18 protein-coding genes are annotated in these 19,050 nt (G+C 71.5%); 7 read left to right on the forward strand and 11 right to left on the reverse strand.

Annotation, left to right across the window (positions count from 1 at the left end; translation table 11 throughout):
* The first annotated feature begins 154 nt into the window (after nucleotides 1-154).
* Nucleotides 155-310 carry a hypothetical protein gene (locus ACFYY7_RS12680; RefSeq protein ID WP_388660589.1) on the forward strand — a complete coding sequence of 52 codons (156 nt, stop codon included), beginning with the start codon at nucleotides 155-157 and terminating at the stop codon, nucleotides 308-310.
* Between the two features lie 70 nt (nucleotides 311-380).
* Here the strand turns inward: ACFYY7_RS12680 and ACFYY7_RS12685 are convergent, their stop codons facing one another.
* Together ACFYY7_RS12685 and ACFYY7_RS12690 are read right to left on the reverse strand one after the other, a co-directional pair.
* The gene (locus ACFYY7_RS12685; RefSeq protein ID WP_388660592.1) at nucleotides 381-971 is read right to left on the reverse strand and encodes an SMI1/KNR4 family protein; all 591 of its coding nucleotides are present in this window, start codon (nucleotides 969-971) and stop codon (nucleotides 381-383) included.
* A 250-nt stretch (nucleotides 972-1,221) separates the two neighbouring features.
* Nucleotides 1,222-1,950, reverse strand: a complete 729-nt coding sequence (locus ACFYY7_RS12690) for a DUF2625 domain-containing protein (RefSeq protein WP_388660594.1) — start codon at nucleotides 1,948-1,950, stop codon at nucleotides 1,222-1,224.
* Between the two features lie 396 nt (nucleotides 1,951-2,346).
* Here ACFYY7_RS12690 and ACFYY7_RS12695 point away from each other — a divergent pair, with 396 nt between their 5' ends.
* From ACFYY7_RS12695 to ACFYY7_RS12705, 3 genes are all read left to right on the forward strand, one after another.
* Nucleotides 2,347-2,862: a transglycosylase SLT domain-containing protein gene (locus ACFYY7_RS12695; RefSeq protein WP_388660596.1), complete on the forward strand. Its 516-nt coding sequence runs from the start codon at nucleotides 2,347-2,349 to the stop codon at nucleotides 2,860-2,862.
* Between the two features lie 61 nt (nucleotides 2,863-2,923).
* Complete coding sequence (locus ACFYY7_RS12700; protein WP_388660599.1) at nucleotides 2,924-3,394, forward strand: hypothetical protein; 471 nt, start codon at nucleotides 2,924-2,926, stop codon at nucleotides 3,392-3,394.
* Between the two features lie 156 nt (nucleotides 3,395-3,550).
* The gene (locus ACFYY7_RS12705) at nucleotides 3,551-5,335 is read left to right on the forward strand and encodes a protein kinase (protein WP_388660602.1); all 1,785 of its coding nucleotides are present in this window, start codon (nucleotides 3,551-3,553) and stop codon (nucleotides 5,333-5,335) included.
* 46 nt (nucleotides 5,336-5,381) lie between these two features.
* On the opposite strand, the gene ACFYY7_RS12710 is transcribed toward ACFYY7_RS12705, so the two are convergent.
* Nucleotides 5,382-6,257 (reverse strand): serine hydrolase, encoded by an 876-nt coding sequence (locus ACFYY7_RS12710; protein ID WP_388661103.1) that lies wholly within the window; start codon nucleotides 6,255-6,257, stop codon nucleotides 5,382-5,384.
* Between the two features lie 23 nt (nucleotides 6,258-6,280).
* Nucleotides 6,281-7,258, reverse strand: a complete 978-nt coding sequence (locus ACFYY7_RS12715; RefSeq protein WP_388660604.1) for a LysR family transcriptional regulator — start codon at nucleotides 7,256-7,258, stop codon at nucleotides 6,281-6,283.
* A gap of 142 nt (nucleotides 7,259-7,400) precedes the next feature.
* Between ACFYY7_RS12715 and bla the strand changes: the two genes are divergently transcribed.
* The gene (gene bla / locus ACFYY7_RS12720; RefSeq protein ID WP_388660607.1) at nucleotides 7,401-8,372 is read left to right on the forward strand and encodes a class A beta-lactamase; all 972 of its coding nucleotides are present in this window, start codon (nucleotides 7,401-7,403) and stop codon (nucleotides 8,370-8,372) included.
* A gap of 14 nt (nucleotides 8,373-8,386) precedes the next feature.
* Here bla and ACFYY7_RS12725 read toward each other — a convergent pair whose 3' ends face one another.
* From ACFYY7_RS12725 to ACFYY7_RS12755, 7 genes are all read right to left on the reverse strand, one after another.
* Complete coding sequence (locus ACFYY7_RS12725) at nucleotides 8,387-9,154, reverse strand: N-acetyltransferase (RefSeq protein WP_388660610.1); 768 nt, start codon at nucleotides 9,152-9,154, stop codon at nucleotides 8,387-8,389.
* Between the two features lie 170 nt (nucleotides 9,155-9,324).
* A complete protein-coding gene (locus ACFYY7_RS12730) occupies nucleotides 9,325-10,560 on the reverse strand; it encodes a hypothetical protein (RefSeq protein WP_388660613.1) in 1,236 nt (411 codons plus the stop codon).
* Between the two features lie 178 nt (nucleotides 10,561-10,738).
* Entirely contained in the window at nucleotides 10,739-11,560 is an 822-nt protein-coding gene (locus tag ACFYY7_RS12735) for an ABC transporter ATP-binding protein (protein ID WP_388660616.1), read from the reverse strand.
* Nucleotides 11,557-12,549 (reverse strand): ABC transporter ATP-binding protein, encoded by a 993-nt coding sequence (locus ACFYY7_RS12740; protein WP_388661106.1) that lies wholly within the window; start codon nucleotides 12,547-12,549, stop codon nucleotides 11,557-11,559. The genes ACFYY7_RS12735 and ACFYY7_RS12740 overlap by 4 nt, the downstream gene beginning before the upstream one ends.
* A gap of 5 nt (nucleotides 12,550-12,554) precedes the next feature.
* Nucleotides 12,555-13,472 (reverse strand): ABC transporter permease, encoded by a 918-nt coding sequence (locus ACFYY7_RS12745; RefSeq protein ID WP_388660619.1) that lies wholly within the window; start codon nucleotides 13,470-13,472, stop codon nucleotides 12,555-12,557.
* Nucleotides 13,469-14,422: an ABC transporter permease gene (locus ACFYY7_RS12750; RefSeq protein WP_388660622.1), complete on the reverse strand. Its 954-nt coding sequence runs from the start codon at nucleotides 14,420-14,422 to the stop codon at nucleotides 13,469-13,471. The genes ACFYY7_RS12745 and ACFYY7_RS12750 overlap by 4 nt, the downstream gene beginning before the upstream one ends.
* Complete coding sequence (locus ACFYY7_RS12755; RefSeq protein ID WP_388660625.1) at nucleotides 14,419-16,056, reverse strand: ABC transporter substrate-binding protein; 1,638 nt, start codon at nucleotides 16,054-16,056, stop codon at nucleotides 14,419-14,421. The genes ACFYY7_RS12750 and ACFYY7_RS12755 overlap by 4 nt, the downstream gene beginning before the upstream one ends.
* 135 nt (nucleotides 16,057-16,191) lie before the next feature.
* On the opposite strand from ACFYY7_RS12755, the gene ACFYY7_RS12760 reads away from it, so the two are divergent.
* The gene (locus ACFYY7_RS12760) at nucleotides 16,192-17,259 is read left to right on the forward strand and encodes a LacI family DNA-binding transcriptional regulator (RefSeq protein WP_388660628.1); all 1,068 of its coding nucleotides are present in this window, start codon (nucleotides 16,192-16,194) and stop codon (nucleotides 17,257-17,259) included.
* A 285-nt stretch (nucleotides 17,260-17,544) separates the two neighbouring features.
* Nucleotides 17,545-18,939, forward strand: a complete 1,395-nt coding sequence (locus ACFYY7_RS12765; RefSeq protein ID WP_388660630.1) for an NAD(P)/FAD-dependent oxidoreductase — start codon at nucleotides 17,545-17,547, stop codon at nucleotides 18,937-18,939.
* Nucleotides 18,940-19,050 lie beyond the last annotated feature (111 nt).

Genomic DNA, 19,050 nt, shown 5'->3' on the forward strand with positions numbered 1-19,050 from the left:
TTGGCAGGGCCGGCCGCCGAGTCGTGTCCATAACGCCGTCGTGACGTGACCGCTATGGCGCTATGTCACGAAGTGACATGCATCGGCGAGGACGTTGGCACCGGAGATGCCGACGGACAGGGGCAGACCGGTCCGCTCGGTGATCGGATGGATCATGAACGACCGCCGCAACCGCCGGGACTACGAGCGTCTGCCCCAGCACGCCGAAGCCCACCTGAACTGGGTCTTCATCACGCTCATGACCCGGCGCCTGTCCCGGAAAGGCCCGCGCACCGACAGCTGGACGAAGAAGAACCGGCCCGGCAACTGACCCGGGAACGCTCTTCAACTCGGTTCCGGATCCCGTCCCCTCAGCCCTCTGCGGCGTACGGCCACCTAGTTCATCGGGCCGTGGCCAGTGGGCCCCAGGAGGCGCTCGCGACGGACGACGGAGAGGTGAGACCCAGCGCGAGGTTGTCCCTGCCGTCCCCCATGTGGTTGAGCCAGCGTTCGTACCAGCTCAGGAAGTCCCGGGCAGAGGAGACGTCCGCGTGCCGGAAGCCGTCCGCGTTGCCGGTGACCACACGGCCGGTGAGAGGCCCGGTCACGCCGATGAGGCACAGGTCGGTGCAGCCCATCTCAGCAATGTGGAGGAACCGATCTCCTTGCAGCGCGTCCGGGTGGTCCACGTGATGGAATCCCCGAGGGGTGCCGTCCGGGGGCTGTCGGTCCATGGTGAACAGCCTGCAATCCTCCAGCGGAAGCAGGCCGTAGAAGGGGCCGGCACCGCTGCCTCCGAGTTCGACGAGGAACTCTCGGTAGGCCGACGGCAATGCGATGTGGTGTTCGAGTTCGAAGGCGCCGGCCTGTGCGGAACTGACTCGGGGGCCGACGCGAAACTGGTGGCACTCGGCACCCATCGAGTGGCTGCGCTGTGCCTGGTACGGCGCCTTCGCCAACTTGGAGCGTATGCGCGATATGCGGGAGTCCATCGGAGGATCTCTTCTCTTGTCTGCCGCCACTCTACTGGCGCCTGAACGAGACACCTCCGAGCGTCTGGAGAACCGTCGAGCCACGGGGGGCTCGGGGCAGGGCCTCGTCTTGGTCGACGGCATCCGGCTCACCGAGGTCCGTCACACCACCTGTCTATCGACCGACGCTCCGGGCGTCGACGGTTCCGGCGGATCCGTCGATGCGCTGACCTGCACTGACTCGCAGTCGACGTTCAAAGACACCTACGGTTCAGGCAGCTCCGAGGAACCCCGGGTCGGCGCCGTCGAACTGCAGGCAGGAGTCGCGACTCAGGCCCAGGAGTTCCGCCATGGGCACCGCTCGACGACTGGTCGCCAGCAGATCCTGGCGGGCCTCGGCCGACCACAGCGGAGGGAAGAAGGACAGCCCCTGCCGACCGTTCAGCACGGAGACTTCGCTGCGCCAACCGTCCCACCGCAGGCCCTCGTGGAACTCTCGGAGGCCTCCAGAGAGAATCCAGGACAGCCATGCCGAGTGCCCGGCGCCCAGGGGCTCCCAGCCAAGGGCGTCGGGGGCGAAGTAGAGGATCTCGCCTGGTTCGCCGGGCCGGCCGGCCTCACGGGGGTTGCCTCCGTTGAGGGCGAAGACTCCGCCCAGCACATCGTGCGCGACCACCAGCCCTGCCCCCGCCCGCCATGCGGGATCGAAGGTCGCGGGCATCGCGTTGGTCTCGGCCAGGCTGGGCAGTCCTTCGGGTCCGGCGCCGCTCGGGCTCCCGAAGATCCTCAGCCATCCGCTGTCCACGAGCAAACCGCCGCAGTTCAGTGCAATGCCGCCCAAATTTGAACGGGCTGACACCTGCAGTTGCAGCAGAGAGGCGCGGCCCATCTCGCCATCGCCGGGCAGCACCTCAACCGGTACGTCGGAGCCGGACAGCTCCTGAAGGAGGAGCGGCCAGGCTGGATCCTCGACGTTGATCAACTCATTGACCTCGCGCATCCCCGCATCGTCGCACCAGCCCCCAGAGGCTCGGTCAGCCGGGTCACCCGCACTTCGATCCACCGATCGAGACGGCCTCTAAACCCTCGAAATGGCCCTGTGGATGTGATGCCACCCATAGGGGCCACGTCACATCCTAGGCCGGATAGTAGAAACAGGGTCGCCCCAAGCAGCGTGAAAACGTTCCAGAGTGGTTCATTTCGGACATTGCTCCGTATTGGGGTAGTACGTCACATCATTGACCCCCGTCCCGGCCGCCGCTAACCATGGTTCTCGTCGCAGTCCACCGCGACCGGCCCGGACGGACCACCCGCCGGACCACGCAGGGCCCCCGCCCCGCACGCCGCCCCCCACCCCGGACGGCACACCCCCCTCACCAAGGAGAGTCACTTCCGCATGACCACCCACGCCCTGAACCGCACCAGCCGCCTGCGCAACCTGTCCGTCACCGCCCTGGCCACCACCGCCGCCGCGGCAGCCGCCCTCACCCTCACCTCCACCTCCGCACACGCCGCCGAGACCAAGCAGCCCACCGCCCCCGCCGTCGCCAAGGCCACCACCAGCGGCGACACCCAGGGCAACAGCGGCTACACCAACAACCTGGACGGCTGGATCAAGGAATCCCTCGCCATCATGAAGGCCAAGGGCATCCCCGGCACCTACGAGGGCCTGCACCGCAACATCATGCGCGAGTCCAGCGGCAACCCCAACGCCCAGAACGGCTGGGACGTCAACGCCCAGAAGGGCACCCCCTCCAAGGGCCTGCTCCAGGTCATCCAGCCCACCTTCAGCGCCTACCACGTCGCCGGCACCGCCAACAGCCTCACCGACCCCGTCGCCAACATCACCGCGGCCGCCAACTACGCCGCCGACCGCTACGGATCCATCGACAACGTCAACTCCGCCTACTGATCAGCGGAGTCGGGCGTGGGGCGCGATGGCGCGCCCCTTGTGGACGGCCGGAAGCGATACCGTGGGGCCCTTCGACGGGCAGGACGGGGTCGTGGGAATGATCGAGCAGTTGTGGGCGGCCGAGGAGATGCCGTTCCACGACGGGCTGTACCGGCCGGACGACACCGGCCGGGAGCTGTACGTGGACGGCCCCGGGGCCTACCATCCGGACGCCGGACAGCCGATCCCCTTCCGGCTCGGAGGCCCGCTCGACGTGGCCCGTGCCATCGAGGAGGAGGGCATCATCGAGGTGAACACCTACTTCGAGTCGGCACTGCCGGACGGATCGGGCTGGATGTCCGGCGGTGGCAGCGGGATGGGCAACATCGGCTACCTCGCCCGCATCGGCACCGACCGTTCCCTGCGATGGCTCGCCGTGATGTTCTGCTCCAACCCGTTCGCCGGCGTTCACCACGAGGGAGCGACCGCGGTCTTCACCAACGACTGGAACAACCGGCTGACGCTCGACCTCACCGCTCCCGAGCTCGCCTGACCCTGCCCGCGAACAGGCGAAACCGGCTCGTTCCCTCCCCGGGAACCCGCACACCTCTCAACCGGGCTTCCGCTCCCGCGCGTTGATGCCGATCGATCCGATCACGAGTTGTGGTCCACCGCTCCGACAAGCGCGCGCATGTGGCACAGTCATGCCGTGGATGCACTGAGACCTCAGGACCCCGCGCGCATGGGCGCCTACCACCTGCTCGCCCGTCTCGGCGCCGGCGGCATGGGGCAGGTCTATCTCGGCAGGTCGCCCGGCGGGCGGCTGGTGGCCGTGAAGGTGATCCGCGACGAGATCAGCGAACACCCCGAATCGCTGGCCCGGTTCCGGCGGGAGACCGCGACCGTCGAGGCCGTCCGCAGCGCCTACACCGCGCAGTTGATCGAGGCCTCGCTCGACGAACCCCCCTACTGGCTGGCCACCGAGTACGTGGCCGGACCCACGCTGCGCGGCGCCGTCGGCGCGAGCGGTCCCTTCCCTCCGGACAGCGCACTGAGACTGCTCGCCGCGCTTGCCGAGGGCCTGGCCGCCGTCCACGCACATGGAGTCACGCACCGGGACGTGAAGCCGCACAATGTCATCCTCTCGCCGCAGGGCCCGCAACTGATCGACTTCGGCATCGCGCGAGGACTTGAGCAGACGATCCTCACCCGGGACGGGATGGTGTCGGGCACACCCGGCTACACGGCACCCGAGGTTCTGCTGCGCAACGAGGTGGGCCCGGCGGCCGATGTCTTCGCTCTCGGCGCGACCCTCGCGTACGCGGCGACGGGCCGCCCTCCGTACGGCACGGGCGAACCGGCGGCGGTGAGCTACCGGACCGTGCACGAGGACATCGATCTGGAGGGGGTCCGGCCCGCACTGGCCGAACTCGTCCGGTGGTGCGTCGCCAGGGATCCGGCGGACCGGCCGGACCCGGCCGCCGTGATCGCCCGGTGCGCGGTGGACTCGCCGTTGGCGTCCGACACCCATTACCGGATGCTGGCGCGCACCGCCGAACCCGGCCCCGTACCCCTGCCGGGGGCCGGGACCGGGACCGGGACGGAGACGGAGACGGAGGGCGAGCCGACGGTGGGGGCGGCGAAGGTGCCGGGGACGCAGGAGCGGACCCGGCCCGTGGACCAGGAGCCCGACGTCCAGGTGGCGGAGCGGGCCGGGACCGCCGCACCCACCGGGTCGTCGGGCACCGCGGCGGACGACCGGCCGGGACCGGAGAGGCGCCCCGGCCAGGGGTTGCGGGGCAGGACCTGGCTCGCCGTCTGCGCGGTGGCGCTCGCGGTGCCGGTGACGGTCTGGCTGCTCCCGGAATCGAACGGGCAGGAGACCGGAGCCGCCCCCACGGCGGAGGGGACCACGTCCGGGCGGCCGGCCACGTCACCGCCGGCCACCAGGGACTCGGACGGCCGGCCGCCGGACCACATCGTGAACGATCGTGTCTCGCAGGACCGCTGGGCCCTGTCCGAGGATCCGGAGCTGGCGGCCCAGGGCATGGGCTCCTGCGATCTGTCCAGCATCGCCGACTCCCCACCACCGACGGGCCTGCGGTCCTCCGTCACCCACACCACCGGCTCGGACACCGCCTCGCTGCAGTTGCGCCCCAAGGACGCCGGAGTGGGGAAGCGGCCCGCGCCGTACTACATATCCGTGGGGGTGCGGCCCCCGCACGAGACGGACCCCGCCACCGGACGGCCCCTTCGATCCGTGAGCAAGGGCATCGGTTTCACCAGCAAGCCCGTCGACATCTACTCCCGCTGGTCCTCCGGCGGAACCGTCAAGTTCAAGTACCCGGACGACTTCCGCGCGCATTTCGGCAATCGAACCGTCGACGCGATCCCGGTCGGGGACGACAGGGGCGACTGGACCGTGGTGCTGTACCACGTCGAGGGCGGGCCGAAGAAGTACACATCCGTCGTGTGCAACGGATTCCACGCCTGAGACACGGACGCACAGCGCGGGGCCGCAGTGTTCGGGCGGCCGGCCCTCAGCGCTGACGGAGGTGATCACGCAGTGCGCGGGCCACCTGGGCCATCAGGGCGTCGGCGCCGGGCTGCGCACTGGCCGGGACGAGTGACTCGGTCAGGGCGGCGACGGCGAAGGCCTGGCCGTCGGAGTGCTCGACGACACCGATCTCGTGCCGGAGATTGAGAAGAGTGCCGGTCTTGGAGGACCAGGTGGAGGCGTCGGAGCTGAAGTCGGGGGCGAGCCGGTGCCGGATGAGGTTGTGGGCCATCAGGCCACGTACGCGTTCGGCCACTTCGGGATGGATCGCCGACGGTGTCCACAGGGCCTGCAACAGCTCGACGTAGGCGCGTGCGCTGCCGGCGCTGGCGCGCGTGGTGTCGAGCTGGGGCACCCGATGCCCGCGACCGCTGGTGCCCGCGTCGATGGCGAGGGAGAGGGCGAGATGGGCCTGCGAGGCGTCGAAGCGTTCCAGCGGGGTGTCGGTGAGCTCGTCGAGACCGTGCCGCACTGTGATGCCGCGGAGACCGAACTCGCGGAGCATGTCGGTGACCTGGGCGGGCGGGGTGAGGCCGAACAGTACGTCGGCTGCCGCGCCGTCACTCACGCAGGTGCTCATGTAGAGCAGGTCGTCGACGGCGATCCGGACGGGGTGGCGGAACCGGCTCAGCCCGGTGGGGCCCGGCGTGGTCGTACGTCCGGGCCGCACATCGATCATCGTCGCCCCGTCGAGCTCGCCCCGCCGGATGCGCTCCGCCGTCGCCAGCGCGAGCGGAACCTTGACCAGGGACGCGGCGGGCAACTGGGTGTCCGGGGCGATCCCCACCTCCTCGCCGGTGTGGAGATCCCGCACCAGCAGACAGCCGTGCAGTCCGCCGTCGCGCAGTTGCCGGCGCATCACGCTCAGCAGCGTCTCGGTGCTCACTCCGCAGCCCCTCCCGTACCGGCCGCGCCGCCGTACGTCCCGCTGCGCGCACCTTTGTTCGCGCCATTGTCCGCACCGCTGTTCGCGCCCAGGCAGTGGCCGATGGCCTCGCCCAGCCGCGCCTCGATGTGTTGTGGATTGCCGCCCGCCGCGGCGACGAGGGCGAACCCCCGGCCGAGCTCGACCTCACCGATCGGCCGCCAGCTCAGGGCGAGTTCCTCGGCCTGGTCGGGGGAGCACAGCAGCAGGTCGCCGGTGCAGAGCACCTCCGCCGCGGCAGTCGCCAGGTCGGTCGCGGCAACGAGCTGGGCGGGCCGCAGGCCCACCGCGTCCCGCAGCCGGGTCAGCGGGTCACGGATGTGCGGCACGTCGTCCTCCGGCTGGATCCAGATACGGCGGGCCGGGCCCGGCGACGCCCGCCCCATCCGTAACGTCTCGATGTAGACGCGCCGCACGCCGGGATCCCGGGCACCGGCAAGACCCAGCGGAACGGACCACGTTGCCTCGTCCGCGGGTACCGCGAGCAGAGCGGCGCGCACCAGTTGCGCGTGGATGAGCTCGGTGCGCTGTGCGGGCGCGGCGATCCGGAGATCGAGCGTGATGCCGTGCTCCCTCGCCTGTGCGATCAGCCGGGCCAGACCAGCCGTCGAGCAGAGGGCGGGCACCGCGAGCCGCCAGGGCCTGGACTTGACCGCTTCGGCCTCGTGCAGCAGCACATCGGCCGCCTGGACCAGCTGTCTGGCCGCCGGAAGCATCTCCCGGCCGAAGGGTGTGAGCACGGCCCGCCGCGACATGCGCTCGAACAGCTGCTCACCGAAGTGTTCCTCCAGGGCGGCGACGCGACGGCTGGCCACCGGCTGGGACATCCGGGCCGCGGCCGCCCCCACGGTGAAACTGCCGTGCTCGCTCACACTGACGAATGCCCGACATGCTCCGACCAGATCCACAGGCCGCAGCCTATGCCGGATCGGCATGAAATCGTGCCCGAGCGTATTGGACCGCATGGCCGCCGGACGGCGAAGGTGGGCCCGGCACTCAAGACCGCCCCGGGATGGGGAGTTGCCTCTCCATCCTCTATACGCCCTGCCCTCGGGGCGCCTTGGAGGTTCGGACCCCATGAAGACGCACAGCAGCGCCCGGCGCTCCTTGCTCGGTGTGCTGGCCGCTCTCGCTCTCGTACCGCTCGCTGCGTGCAGCGCAGAGGAGGCCCGTCCCCGGTCCTCCGCATCCCCGGTGGCGTCCTCCCCGCACGCCGGGGCGACGGGACCGACCGCGGACGCGAGCGCGAAGCCGTTCGACCGGCACCACCTCGCCCGGCAGTTCAAGGAACTGGAGCGCAAGTACGATGCCCGGCTGGGCGTTTACGCCATCGACACCGGCACCGGCCGCGAAGTCGCCCACAACGACGGCGAGCGCTTCGCCCATGCCTCCACGTTCAAGGCGCTGGCCGCCGGTGCCGTGCTGCGCAAGTACTCCCTGGACGGGATGGACGAGGTGATCAAGTACTCGAAGGACGATCTGGTCAGCGACTCCCCGGTGAGCGAGAAGCACGTCGCGACCGGGATGAGCCTGAGCGCGCTGTGCGACGCGGCGGTCCGCTTCAGCGACAACACCGCCGCCAACCTGCTGCTCGGACGACTGGGCGGTCCCCGGGGCCTGGACGCCGTACTCGCGGAGCTCGGCGACGACGTCACCCGGATGGAACACAGCGAACCGGAACTCAACCGGTGGTCCCCGGGCGCCACGTCCGACACGAGTACACCGCGGGCACTCGCCGAGGATCTGCGCGCGTTCGTCCTCGGAGACGTGCTCGGCACGGGCGAACGCGCGCAGTTGGCGAAATGGCTGCGGACCAACACGACCGGAGCCGAGCTCATCAGGGCCGGGATGCCCAAGGGCTGGGTGGTCGGCGACAAGACCGGATCCGGCGGCACCTACGGCACGCGCAACGACATCGCCGTGGTGTGGCGCCCCGACGCCGAGCCCATCGTCGTGGCGATCATGTCGAACCGGTGGAAGGAGGACGCCGAGTACGACAACGCGCTCATCGCAGAAGCGGCCTCCGCGGTCGCCGGGGCGTTGGCGTAGCGGGCAGTGTGCCGTCAGGCGGTGTGCGGCTCCATGCCGTGCCGTATCCACACGTTGGGCTCGACGTAGACAGCGCGATCGTGTGCGGTGTCGCAGTGCACCGGCGCCAGGGCGCCGGGTATCTCCACACAACCGTCCCGGTCGAAGGGCAGACCGGTCCACTGCCGCCACTGCGCCAGCGAACCACTGACCGTCATCGAGGCCGGGGCCACCTTCTCGATGGTGCCGCCGGCCTTGACGTGCACCCGCACCCAGGGGTCGGCCGGCAGCCCGTCGTCCCGGCACCGGCGGAGGTATTCGGCCATGGGGACGCGCGGATCCAGGTGCTTGGCCGTCGGGCGGACCGGCGCCAGCAGGGCGTCGTGCCCCTGCCGGCCCGCTGCCCGGCGCAGCGCGGACAGCATGCGGTAGGACAGGCCACGGCCGAGATAGTCGGCGTCCACCGATATCTCCAGCGCACTGGCCGCCGTCGGAGCGTTCCGGTACTGGCGGTCACGGAAGGCCCAGGCCAGTACCCGGTCCCAGCCCTGGTCGGGCATCTCCTCACGTCCGTCGAGCACGGAGTTGAACGGCACGGCGAGCCCGCGAGCGACGACCCGGTCGCCGTCCGTCGCCGCCACGCAGTACTGCGGGAAGTCCTCGGGCACCCGGCTCAACAAGGCGCTCGCGACCATGTCATGGGGCGTGAAGACGGGCCAGGTGTCGTTGATCTCGTACACACGGGAGATCAGCGAAGGGTCTTCGGCGAGCGGGACGATCCGGATGTTGTCTTTCTCTGTCACGACGCAGCACCCTGCCACAGGGCGGCGCCGCGGCCAAAGGAAAATGACGGGCGGACGGTGCGGGGTGCCGCTCGTCCATGACAGTCCCGTCGGCCGGATCCGCATCGAGGATGGCACGTCGTGGTGCCCCACTCGCGCGAGCGCACCGGGTCCGGAGTCCCGAGAGAGGATCAGCGCAGTTCCACGGTGATGCCGACCTTTTCGAGCAGCCGGAGCACGTCGTCGACGTACGGTGTCTCGCCCGCCGTGTCCACACTCACCGGGGCGAGCGCGCGCCTGGCCACCTCGGCGTCGTGCCAGACCAGGGTGAACGGAGCGGTCGGCCGCTCCCCGCCGCACACGCAGCCTCGCAACGCGCCCCAGCACTGCTGGTAGTGGCCGCCGGGCCCGGCGACCGCCTCGCCCAGCGCGCACACCAACGCCGGCACATCGGTGATGTGCCGGCCGTCGAGGTGCCGCACGGGACCCGGCAGCGGCCCGCCGGCTCCCTGCCGTGCGGCGGCGAACGCGGCCCACTCGGCCCGGCCCTCGGGCGGAAACGCGGCCCATGCCCCGCGCTCGGCCGGTGGCCCCTCGAACCAGGCATCCCACACCGGACGGACCGCCGGCACGGGCCGCACGGCCGGGCCCTCGCCCAGCCACAGGTCCACGAGGGCCCCGCCGAGCGCGGACGGGCGGGAGGCGACGACCCCCAGGGGCATGTGTTCCTGGTGGCGCATCACCCGACCGGACCGGTCCAGGGCGAGCAGTGTGACGCGGTCGCCGTCGGCGCGCGAGCGCACCAGCCGGTTCAGCAGCCGCTCACCGGGCTCGCAGCCGATCAGCCGGAGCGGCGGTGCGCAGGGGAGCGGGCGGTGTGCGTAAAGGCCTTCGGTCCGGCGGCAGTTGCCCAGGCCGGCACCGCCGGTACCGTTGAACAGCCGCCAACGGGCGTCCGCGGGCTCGGCGCGGTGCCATACCGGGCCGTCGACCTCGGCCTCGACGGTCACATCGACCAGCGACGCGTCGCGGGCCGAGGGCCGGCAGTCGAGCAGGACGGGGTCGAGCAGCTGCCAGCGGTGCGCGTCGGGGGAGCAGAAGGGGCCGTCCTCGGGATCGGTCCCGGGCTCGGGGCGGTCCACGATGAGGTCGAGCTGTCCGAGGCCGCCGGGCCCGCCGGGACCGGCGGATCCGTCCGGTGCGGGCGACCGGTGGCGGACGCGCTCGACCGCCTTGCGCAGCCATCCGGTCGGGGCGCACTCCACGAGGGTCAGCCGCTCCCGGCGCGGCGCCGGCTCGACGAACAGGCCATCCGCGTCGGCGCAGCGTGCCCACACGATCAGCTCGCCGTCCCATTCCTCGCTGACCAGCACGTACTTGAGCGGGAGCGCGCGCTCCCAGGTCCACACGGCCTCCTCGACCAGCACCGCTTCCGCCGCCCCTCGCTCGCTTGTCGCCCCTGCTCACAGCTGCCTCAGACTGCCACGCCCAGGTGACGGAGACGGGGCCGGGGGAGGTGTTCGCGAGGCGCTGCGCCGTGACGCGTGCGGGCGTCACGGGCTACGCGTCCGGGCGTCACGGCGTACGCGTCCGGGCGGCCGCCCGTCAGCCGAGGGCGCGGCGGAGCGGTGCCGCGGCAGCGGGGTCCCAGCCGCGCCGGGGCACGGAGCCGAGCAGCAGACGTGTGTACGGATGCTCGGGGGCGTCCAGGACCTGGCCCGCCGGGCCCGATTCCACGACCTGTCCGGCCTTGAGGACCAGCACCTCGTCGGCGACGTGGCGGACCACGGCGAGGTCGTGGGTGACGAACAGGTAGCCGATCCCCGACTCGCGCCGGATCGTGGCCAGCAGGTCGAGTATCTGCGCCTGGATCGACACGTCCAGCGCCGCGACCGCCTCGTCCAGGACGAGGACGCGGGGCTCGACCGCCAGGGCGCGGGCGATGGCCACACGCTGGCGCTGGCCGCCCGAGAGGCGCCGGGGCAGCGCCGCCGCCTCCCGCTTGCCGAGGCCGACCTGGTCCAGGAGTTCAGCGACCCGGACCCGGCGGTCCGCCGCGCCCAGGGAGCCGTGCAGACGCAGCACCTCCTCGACGCAGTCGGCCACGGTGACCCGTGGATCGAGCGAGAGGTACGGATCCTGGAAGACCATCTGGATCTCCCGGGCCCGCGCCAGCCGTTCGGCCCGGCCGCGGGCGCGCGCCGAGCGGTCCCGGCCGTCGAGGCGGACGGTGCCGCCGTCCGGGCGTTCCAGGCCGACGAGCATCCGGACCGTTGTCGTCTTGCCGCTCCCGGACTCACCGACCAGGGCCAGACACGACCCGGCGGACAGCGTGAACGACACGTCGTCGACCGCCGTGTGGTTCCCGTACCGCTTGCTCAGCCCCTCGACGACGAGGCCCTCCGTCTGTCCAGCAGTGCCGGTCACAGCGTGATCCCTTCGTCGGCGCGGTGACACGCGGCGAGGCCGTCGCCGTGTCGCGCCAGCGCGGGGGTTTCCTCGGAGCAGCGGGGCAGCGCAACGGGGCAGCGCGCGGCGAAGGCGCAGCCGGGCGGTGCCTCGGCGAGGGAGACGGGGCGGCCCGGAATCGCCCGTGGAGCCGGCGCGTCCGCCTCGATGCGGGGGGTGCAGGCGAGCAGCCCCGCCGTGTACGGATGGCGCGGCCGGTCGAACAGCTCGTCCGTGCCCCGGGTCTCGACGATGCGGCCCGCATACATCACGTACACCCGGTCGCAGATGGCGGAGGCCAGCTCCAGGTCGTGGGTGACGAAGAGCAGTCCGGTGCCGCGCTCGGCCCGCAGACGGGTGAGGATCGCGATGATCTCGGCCTGGGTGGTGACATCGAGGGCGGTGGTGGGCTCGTCGGCGACGAGCAGCGCGGGCTCGCCCGCGAGGGCGGCGGCGATGACCACCCGCTGGAGCATGCCGCCGGAGAACTGGTGCGGGTAGCGGCGCAGCGCGCCACGCGGGTCGCGGATACCGACGGCGTCGAGGAGTTCCGCGGCCCGTGCGGTGGCGGCCCCGGCCGACGTGCCCGCCGCCCGCATCCCCTCGGTGAGGAAGTCACCCACCCGCCGCAGCGGGTTGACGGAGGCACGCGGGTCCTGGAAGACCATCGCGACCTGCCGGGCGCGCAGCGCGGCCAGTTCGGTGCGGTTCATCGTGAGGACATCGCGCCCGGCGACCCGTACCTCACCGCTGGTCCGCGCGTCCGCCGGCAGCAGCCCCAGCACGCTGCGGCAGGCCACGGACTTGCCCGAGCCGGACTCGCCGACCAGGCCGACGGTCTCCCCGGGGCGCACCCGCAGACCGACCCCGTCCAGGATCGGCCGGGCGGCCCTGTCGCCAGGCAGCCGGATGCCGACCCCGTCGATCTCCAGGACCGGGTCGGGGCCCGGTGTGCCGTTCTCGGTCATGATGCTCACCGTTCCTCCCGACGGGCGATGCGGTCGGCGAGCCCCTCGCCGACGATGCCGAAGGCCACCACCGCGAGGACGATGCACGCGGACGGCGCGAGTGCGGGCAGCATCGCCCCCTGCTGGATCGCCGCCTGCCCTTCGTTGATCATGGCTCCCCAGTCGGCGGTGGGCGGCTGCACACCGAAGCCGAGGAAGGAAAGTGCCGCCAGGTCCATCAGCACGTACCCGAAGTTCATCGCGGACTGGGCGAAGACGGTCGGGGCGATGTTGGGCAGCAGGTGCCGCAGACAGACCGACCATCCCGACCAGCCCTGCACCCGGTACGACTCGATGTAGGGGCGGGCCTTCTCCTGCCGTGCGATCCCGCGCACCAGGCGTCCCACGTACGGGGTGTACGCCACCGCCATCGCGACGACCGGGGCGGTCATCCCGGAGCCGACCACGGACACGAGCAGGATCGCGAGCAGCAGTCCGGGGATCGCGAACACCATGTCCATCGACCGGGACAGCAGCGTGTCCGCCCAGCCGCCGCCCCAGGCCGCGACCACCCCGACGAACGTGCCGAGGAGGGTGGAGACGCCGACGACGAGCAGCGGGCCGAGCAGGCCGGTGCGGGCGCCGTGGAGCAGCCGGGACAGGATGTCCCGCCCGGACTGGTCGGTGCCGAGGAGGTGGTCGGCCGAGGTTCCCGTCAGGCTCGCCGACAGGTCGACGGCCTCGGGGTCGTAGGGGGCGAGGAGCGGCGCCAGGACGGCGACCAGGACGAGAAGTACCAGGACGGCCACGGCCGCCGTGAACATCGGGCCCTGGCCGAGGACCTTGAGACCGCGCAGGCCGGGGCGGCGGCGCAGGGCGCCGGACGCGCCCGACGGGCCGGGGAGTTCGGGCGCATTCGCCGCAGAAGGTGATGTGAGGGTCATGAGGTGCCTTCCCCGTTGATGGACAGACGGGGGTCGATGAGCGGGACCAGCAGGTCCACGACGAGGTTGACGAGGACGAAGGCCGTCACGCTGAGCAGCGTGATCGCCTGCACGACGGCGAAGTCCTTGGCCGTCACCGACTGCACGAGCAGCGAACCGATGCCGGAGACGTCGAAAGCGGTCTCGACGATGGAGGTGCTGATGAGCAGTCCGGCGAGCATGGTGCCGCCGACGGTGACGACGGGGCCGAGCGCGTTGCGCAGGACGTGCCGGCGGACCACGGCGCGCCCCGGCACACCGCGGGCGCGCGCCACCTCGACATGGTCCCGGACCGACTCGTCCAGCATCGCCGAGCGGGTGACCCGGGCCAGCAGTCCGGCGAAGGTGAGCGCGAGCGCGAAGGAGGGCAGCGTCAGGTGGTACAGCCGTTCGCCGAGGCCCTCCGGCGTGCCGCCGGGCCCCGGGAACCAGCCCAGTTGTACGGAGAACAGCGAGATGAGCGCGATGGCGGTGACGAACGAGGGCGTCGCCGTGGCGACACCCGTGCCGAGGAGCACCGCGCGGTCCGCGATCCCGGGGCGCAGCGCGGCGAGGACACCGGCGCTCACCCCGACGACCGCGACCAGCAGGGCCGCGTAGCCGACCAGCAGGGCCGTGCCCGGGAGCCGCGAGCCGATCAGGCTCGCGACGTCCTGGTGGTACTGGGCGGAGCGCCCGAAGTCTCCGTGCAGCACGCCGCCGAGCCACTTCGCGTACTGCGTCGGCAACGGGTCGTCCAGGTGGTACTGGCTGCGCAGGGACGCCACGGTCTCCGGGGTCGCCGGGCGGCCGTGCAGGAGGAAGGACACCGGGTCGCCGGGGGCCAGGTGGACCGTGCCGAAGACCACGAGCGAGGTCACGAACAGCACGGCCACCAGGCCGGCCAGCCGGCCGAGGACGTAGCGGGTCATCGCTGAGCGGCCCCGATCGTCGCGGCCCAGGGGTAGTACAGCTGGGCGATGCCGGTGGGGGCGCCGGTGATCCGCTTGCCGAGGTAGACCGTGAACGGCGCCTCGTAGAGCGGGATCACCGGCAGCTCGCGCACCGCGATCTCCTGGAGCTTCGCGGTCAGGTCGGCGCGCTCGGCGGGGTCGGGCTCGGCATTGGCCCGGTCGAAGGCGGCGTCGAACTCGGCGTCGGACCAGTTGCCGTAGTTCCCGAAGTCGCCCGTGCGCAGGTACTGGTAGAACTCCAGCGGGTCGGGCGTGTTGTCGTACCCGTTGGTGACCACCAGGTCGAGACCGGTGCGCGCGCCGGGGTCGACGAAGATCGAGCTGTACGCCTCCGGGGCGACCGTCTTCAGCTCGACGTCGAGTCCGATCTGCCGGCCGGCCGCCTGCACGGCGTTGGCGACGACGCTGATCTCGGGTGTGAGCGAGCTGGTGACCATGGTGATCTTCCGGCCCTTGGCGCCGGCCTCGGTGATGAGCTTCTTCGCGGCCGCGACGTCGTACTTCGGTTCGGGCAGGGCGTCGAAGTAGCCGGCGGTCTTCTCCGGCACGAGGGCCCAGGCGCCCTGCGCCGCGGGTGCCTTGGCGGGGACGCCGACGCCGCCGGCCGCCGCCTTGATGATGCCCTTGCGGTCGAGCGCCATGGAGAGCGCCTGACGGACCCTGAGGTCGCCGAGCGGGCCGTCGTAGTCGAGGACGGCCAGGTCTGCGGCGGCGGTGTTGGGGCCGAAGAGGACCTGGCCTTTGCCGCTGGAGCGCAGCTGGGCGAGCGAGGTGGAGGGCACCATGTAGCCGCCGTCGGCGGTGCCGGAACGCAGGGCGTTGGTACGGGCCGCGGGGTCCTCGACGAAGGTGAACGTCAAGCGGTCCGTCTTGGGGATCAGCGCCCGGTCCCAGTAGGCGGCGTTCTTCTTGAGCGTGATGCTGTTGCCCTGGGCCCACTTGTCGAGGGCGAAGGGGCCGGTGCAGTTCACGGTGCCCTTCGGGGTGCCGTAGTCCTTGCCGTTCTCGGCCAGGGTGGCGGCGCTCTCGACGGTGCCGGGGGAAGCGGCCAGGAGCTCGTTGAACAGGACGTCGGGCTTGCGCAGCCGGATCGTCACCTCCAGCGGACCGGTCTTCTTGATGGAGCTGACGTTCTTGAAGGCGGAACCCCACGGGGAGCCGGTGGCCGGGTCCGTGTGGCGCTTGAGGGAAGCGACCACGTCGTTGGCGGTCATGGTCGTTCCGTCGTGGAACTTCACGTTCGGGCGCAGGGTGTAGACGAGGGTGCGCGGATCGGGCCGGTCGTACTTGACCGCGAGACCCGGTTCGGTCTTCAGGTCCGGGGTGACCCTGAAGAGCTGCTCGCAGACGTTGGCGAGCACGGTGTTCGGCGGGTAGTCGTACGCGAGGGCGTAGTCGAGCGTGTACGGCTCGGCGTAGAGGGACCAGGTGACCGAGGACAGGGAACCCTTCGCCGGTGCGGAGGTCGGCGTGACCCGGTACTCCGGACCGGTGCCGTTCCCGGCGGAACCGGGGTTCGTGGCGCCGGAACAGCCGGTGGCGGTGACCGCGAGGGCGGCGGTACAGACGAGCGACGCGATGGCTCTGGGCATGCGCAAGGAGACCAGCCCTTTACGAATGTAGTGACGGGCGCTGGGGGATGGAGCGAGTATTGGTGCGGGAACGTTCCCGCACAAGGCTTTGCGGGACCGATTTTTCAGAGGTCGTGAGGGTGGCAGCATGAGCCCATGACCGAAGCTTCACGACACGGCGGGCGTGCCTCGTCGCCCACCCCGCCACGCGTCCGGCTCGTCGACGTGGCCCGTGAGGCGGGCCTGTCCAAGACCACCGTCTCGGCGGCGCTCAACGGCACCGGACGGCTCTCCCCGGCCGTCCGGGAGAGAGCCAGGGAGGCCGCGCGCAGGATGGGCTACCGGCCCAACGCCACCGCACGCCAGCTACGTGCGGGACGGGCCAGGCTGATCGGATACGTGGTCGGAGAGTTCGCCGGCGACCCGTGGACGTTCCTGGAATCGCCGTACTTCGCGCAGCTGACCAGCGCGACCGCACGGGCGGCGCTCAGCCACGGCTACGCCCTGGTGCTCCTTCCCTCGGGCTCCCTCCAGGACGAGTGGGCCGATCTCCCGCTCGACGCGGTGATCGTCGCGGATCCGGTCGCCGACGACCGGATCGTGGCCGACCTCCTTGCCGCTCGCATCCCCGTGATCAGCGACCGTTCCGTGGAGGGACGGCCGGGCGCCCGATGGGTGGACGTCGACGCGGTGGATGCCGTACGCAAGACGCTCGACCATCTGACCGGTCAGGGGGCGCGGCGGCCCGCGCTCGTCCAGCCCGAGAGCACGACCCGGTTCCACACGGGCGCGTTCGCCGCCTACCGCGACCGGTGCGCCGCGCTCGGCCAGCCGGAGCGCGTCGCACTCGCCACCGAGGCCGGCAACGGGCCGGTGGTCCGGGCCGTCGAGGAGGTCCTCGGCGGGCCCGACCGGCCCGACGCGCTGCTCGTCGTCGCCGAGGCGAGCCCGCCCCTGGTGCTGGAGGCGGCGCGCCGCCACGGCTACCGGGTGCCCGACGACCTGCTCGTGGTCTGTGTGAGCGAGGACGTCACGGCCACTCACACCGAGCCGCCCGTGACGACGCTCAGCCTGCGGCCCGGGGAGGTCGCGGAGGCCGGGATAGAACTGCTCGTTGCCGCCCTGGAACTGGGCCGCGACGAGCCCGACGGCGTGCTGGTGCAGTCGCGGCTCGATGTACGGGAGTCCTCGCTCCGCGGGAGCGGGAGCGGGAGCGGGAACTGAGCCGGAGCGGACCGGGCGGCGCACTCGGGCGGCTCAGCGCTCGCGACCCACGCGTCGTACGGCTCCGACCTGCAAGCCACATTGCCGGCCGCGCACCGCACGACCGGTGACGCGGGCGCCGGGCCGACGGGCGGCTCGGATCACAGGGGCGGCCACGTACACGGATTCGTCCCGCTCGTCGGCGAGGGCGACCTTACGTCAACACCATTGACCTTATCCGGTCCGGACGGGTCTCATTACGGCATTCCGGAGGTATATCCCTCCGCGATCCGAAGGAGCCCGCCCATGGACCACCTCACCTCGCTCCGGGACGCCGAACCGACCCCGTTCTGGCTGGACGACCCCGACCGGCCGCAGGCCACTCCCGCACTGACCGGGGGCACCACCTGCGACCTCCTCGTGGTCGGCGGAGGGTACACCGGCCTCTGGACCGCCCTCGTCGCCAAGGAGCGCGATCCCTCGCTCGACGTGGTGCTCATCGAGGCCGACGAGGCCGGTGGTGCTGCCTCCGGCCGCAATGGCGGATTCTGCGAGTCCAGCCTCACCCACGGTCTGGACAACGGCCTCAGCCGCTGGCCCGACGAGATGGATGTCCTGGAACGCCTCGGCCGGGAGAACCTCCGGGCGATCGAGGACACCGTCGAGCGCCACGACATCGACTGCGCCTGGGAGCGCACCGGTTCCATCGTCGTCGCCACCGAGCCCTACCAGGTCGAAGGCCTCCGGCACGAGGCCGAGGCCGTCGCCCGCCACGGCGGCAGGGCCGTCCTGCTCGACACCGACGCCGTCCGGGCCGAGATCGACTCCCCGACCTTCCTCGGTGGACTGTGGAACAAGGACGACGTCGCCATGGTCAACCCGGCCAGGCTCGCCTGGGGCCTCAAGCGCGCCTGCCAGTCCCTCGGCGTCCGCGTCTTCGAGCACACACCGGCGCTCTCGCTCGACGAGCGGGGTGCCGTGATGACCACCCGCACCCCCTACGGCAGGATCACGGCCCGACGGGTCGCCCTGGCCACGAACGCGTACCCCTCCCTGCTCCGCCGCCATCGCCCGTACACCGTCCCCGTGTACGACTACGCGCTGATGACCGAGCCGCTGAGCGAGCGGCAGCTGGCCTCCGTCGGCTGGCGGGGCCGTCAGGGCTTCGCGGACAGCGCCAACCAGTTCCACTACGTCCGGCTCTCCGTGGACAACCGCATCCTGTGGGGCGGCTACGACGCCGTCTACCACTACCGGGGCCGCGTCCGCGCCGAACACGATCAGCGGCACGCGACCTTCGCCACTCTGGCGCGGCACTTCTTCACGACCTTCCCGCAGCTGGCCGGGTTGCGCTTCACCCATGCCTGGGGCGGGGCCATCGACACCAGCACGCGCTTCTGTGTCTTCTTCGACACGAGTCACCACGGAAAGGTCGCGTACGCGGCCGGCTACACCGGCCTCGGCGTCGGTGCGACCCGATTCGGCGCTGAGGTCATGCTCGACCTGCTCGCCGGTGAGCGCACCGAGCGCACGGCGCTCGACCTCGTGCGCCGCAAGCCCCTTCCGTTCCCGCCCGAGCCGGTCCGCTCGATCGGCATCGGCCTCACCAAGTGGTCCCTGGCCCGCGCCGACAGCGACGAAGGCCGCCGCAACCTCTGGCTGAGGTCTCTGGACCGCTTCGGTCTCGGCTTCGACAGCTGAGCGAACCGGCGACCGCCGACCGTACGTGCGGCTCGCCGCGCCCGCCCCCGGCCGAGGTGACGGTCACCGGCTCCGCAGGCCGCAGGCCCGGTCGTCGAACCGCCGTGGTGG

The organism is Streptomyces sp. NPDC001933 (genome assembly GCF_042890955.1).
Classification (GTDB): domain Bacteria; phylum Actinomycetota; class Actinomycetes; order Streptomycetales; family Streptomycetaceae; genus Streptomyces.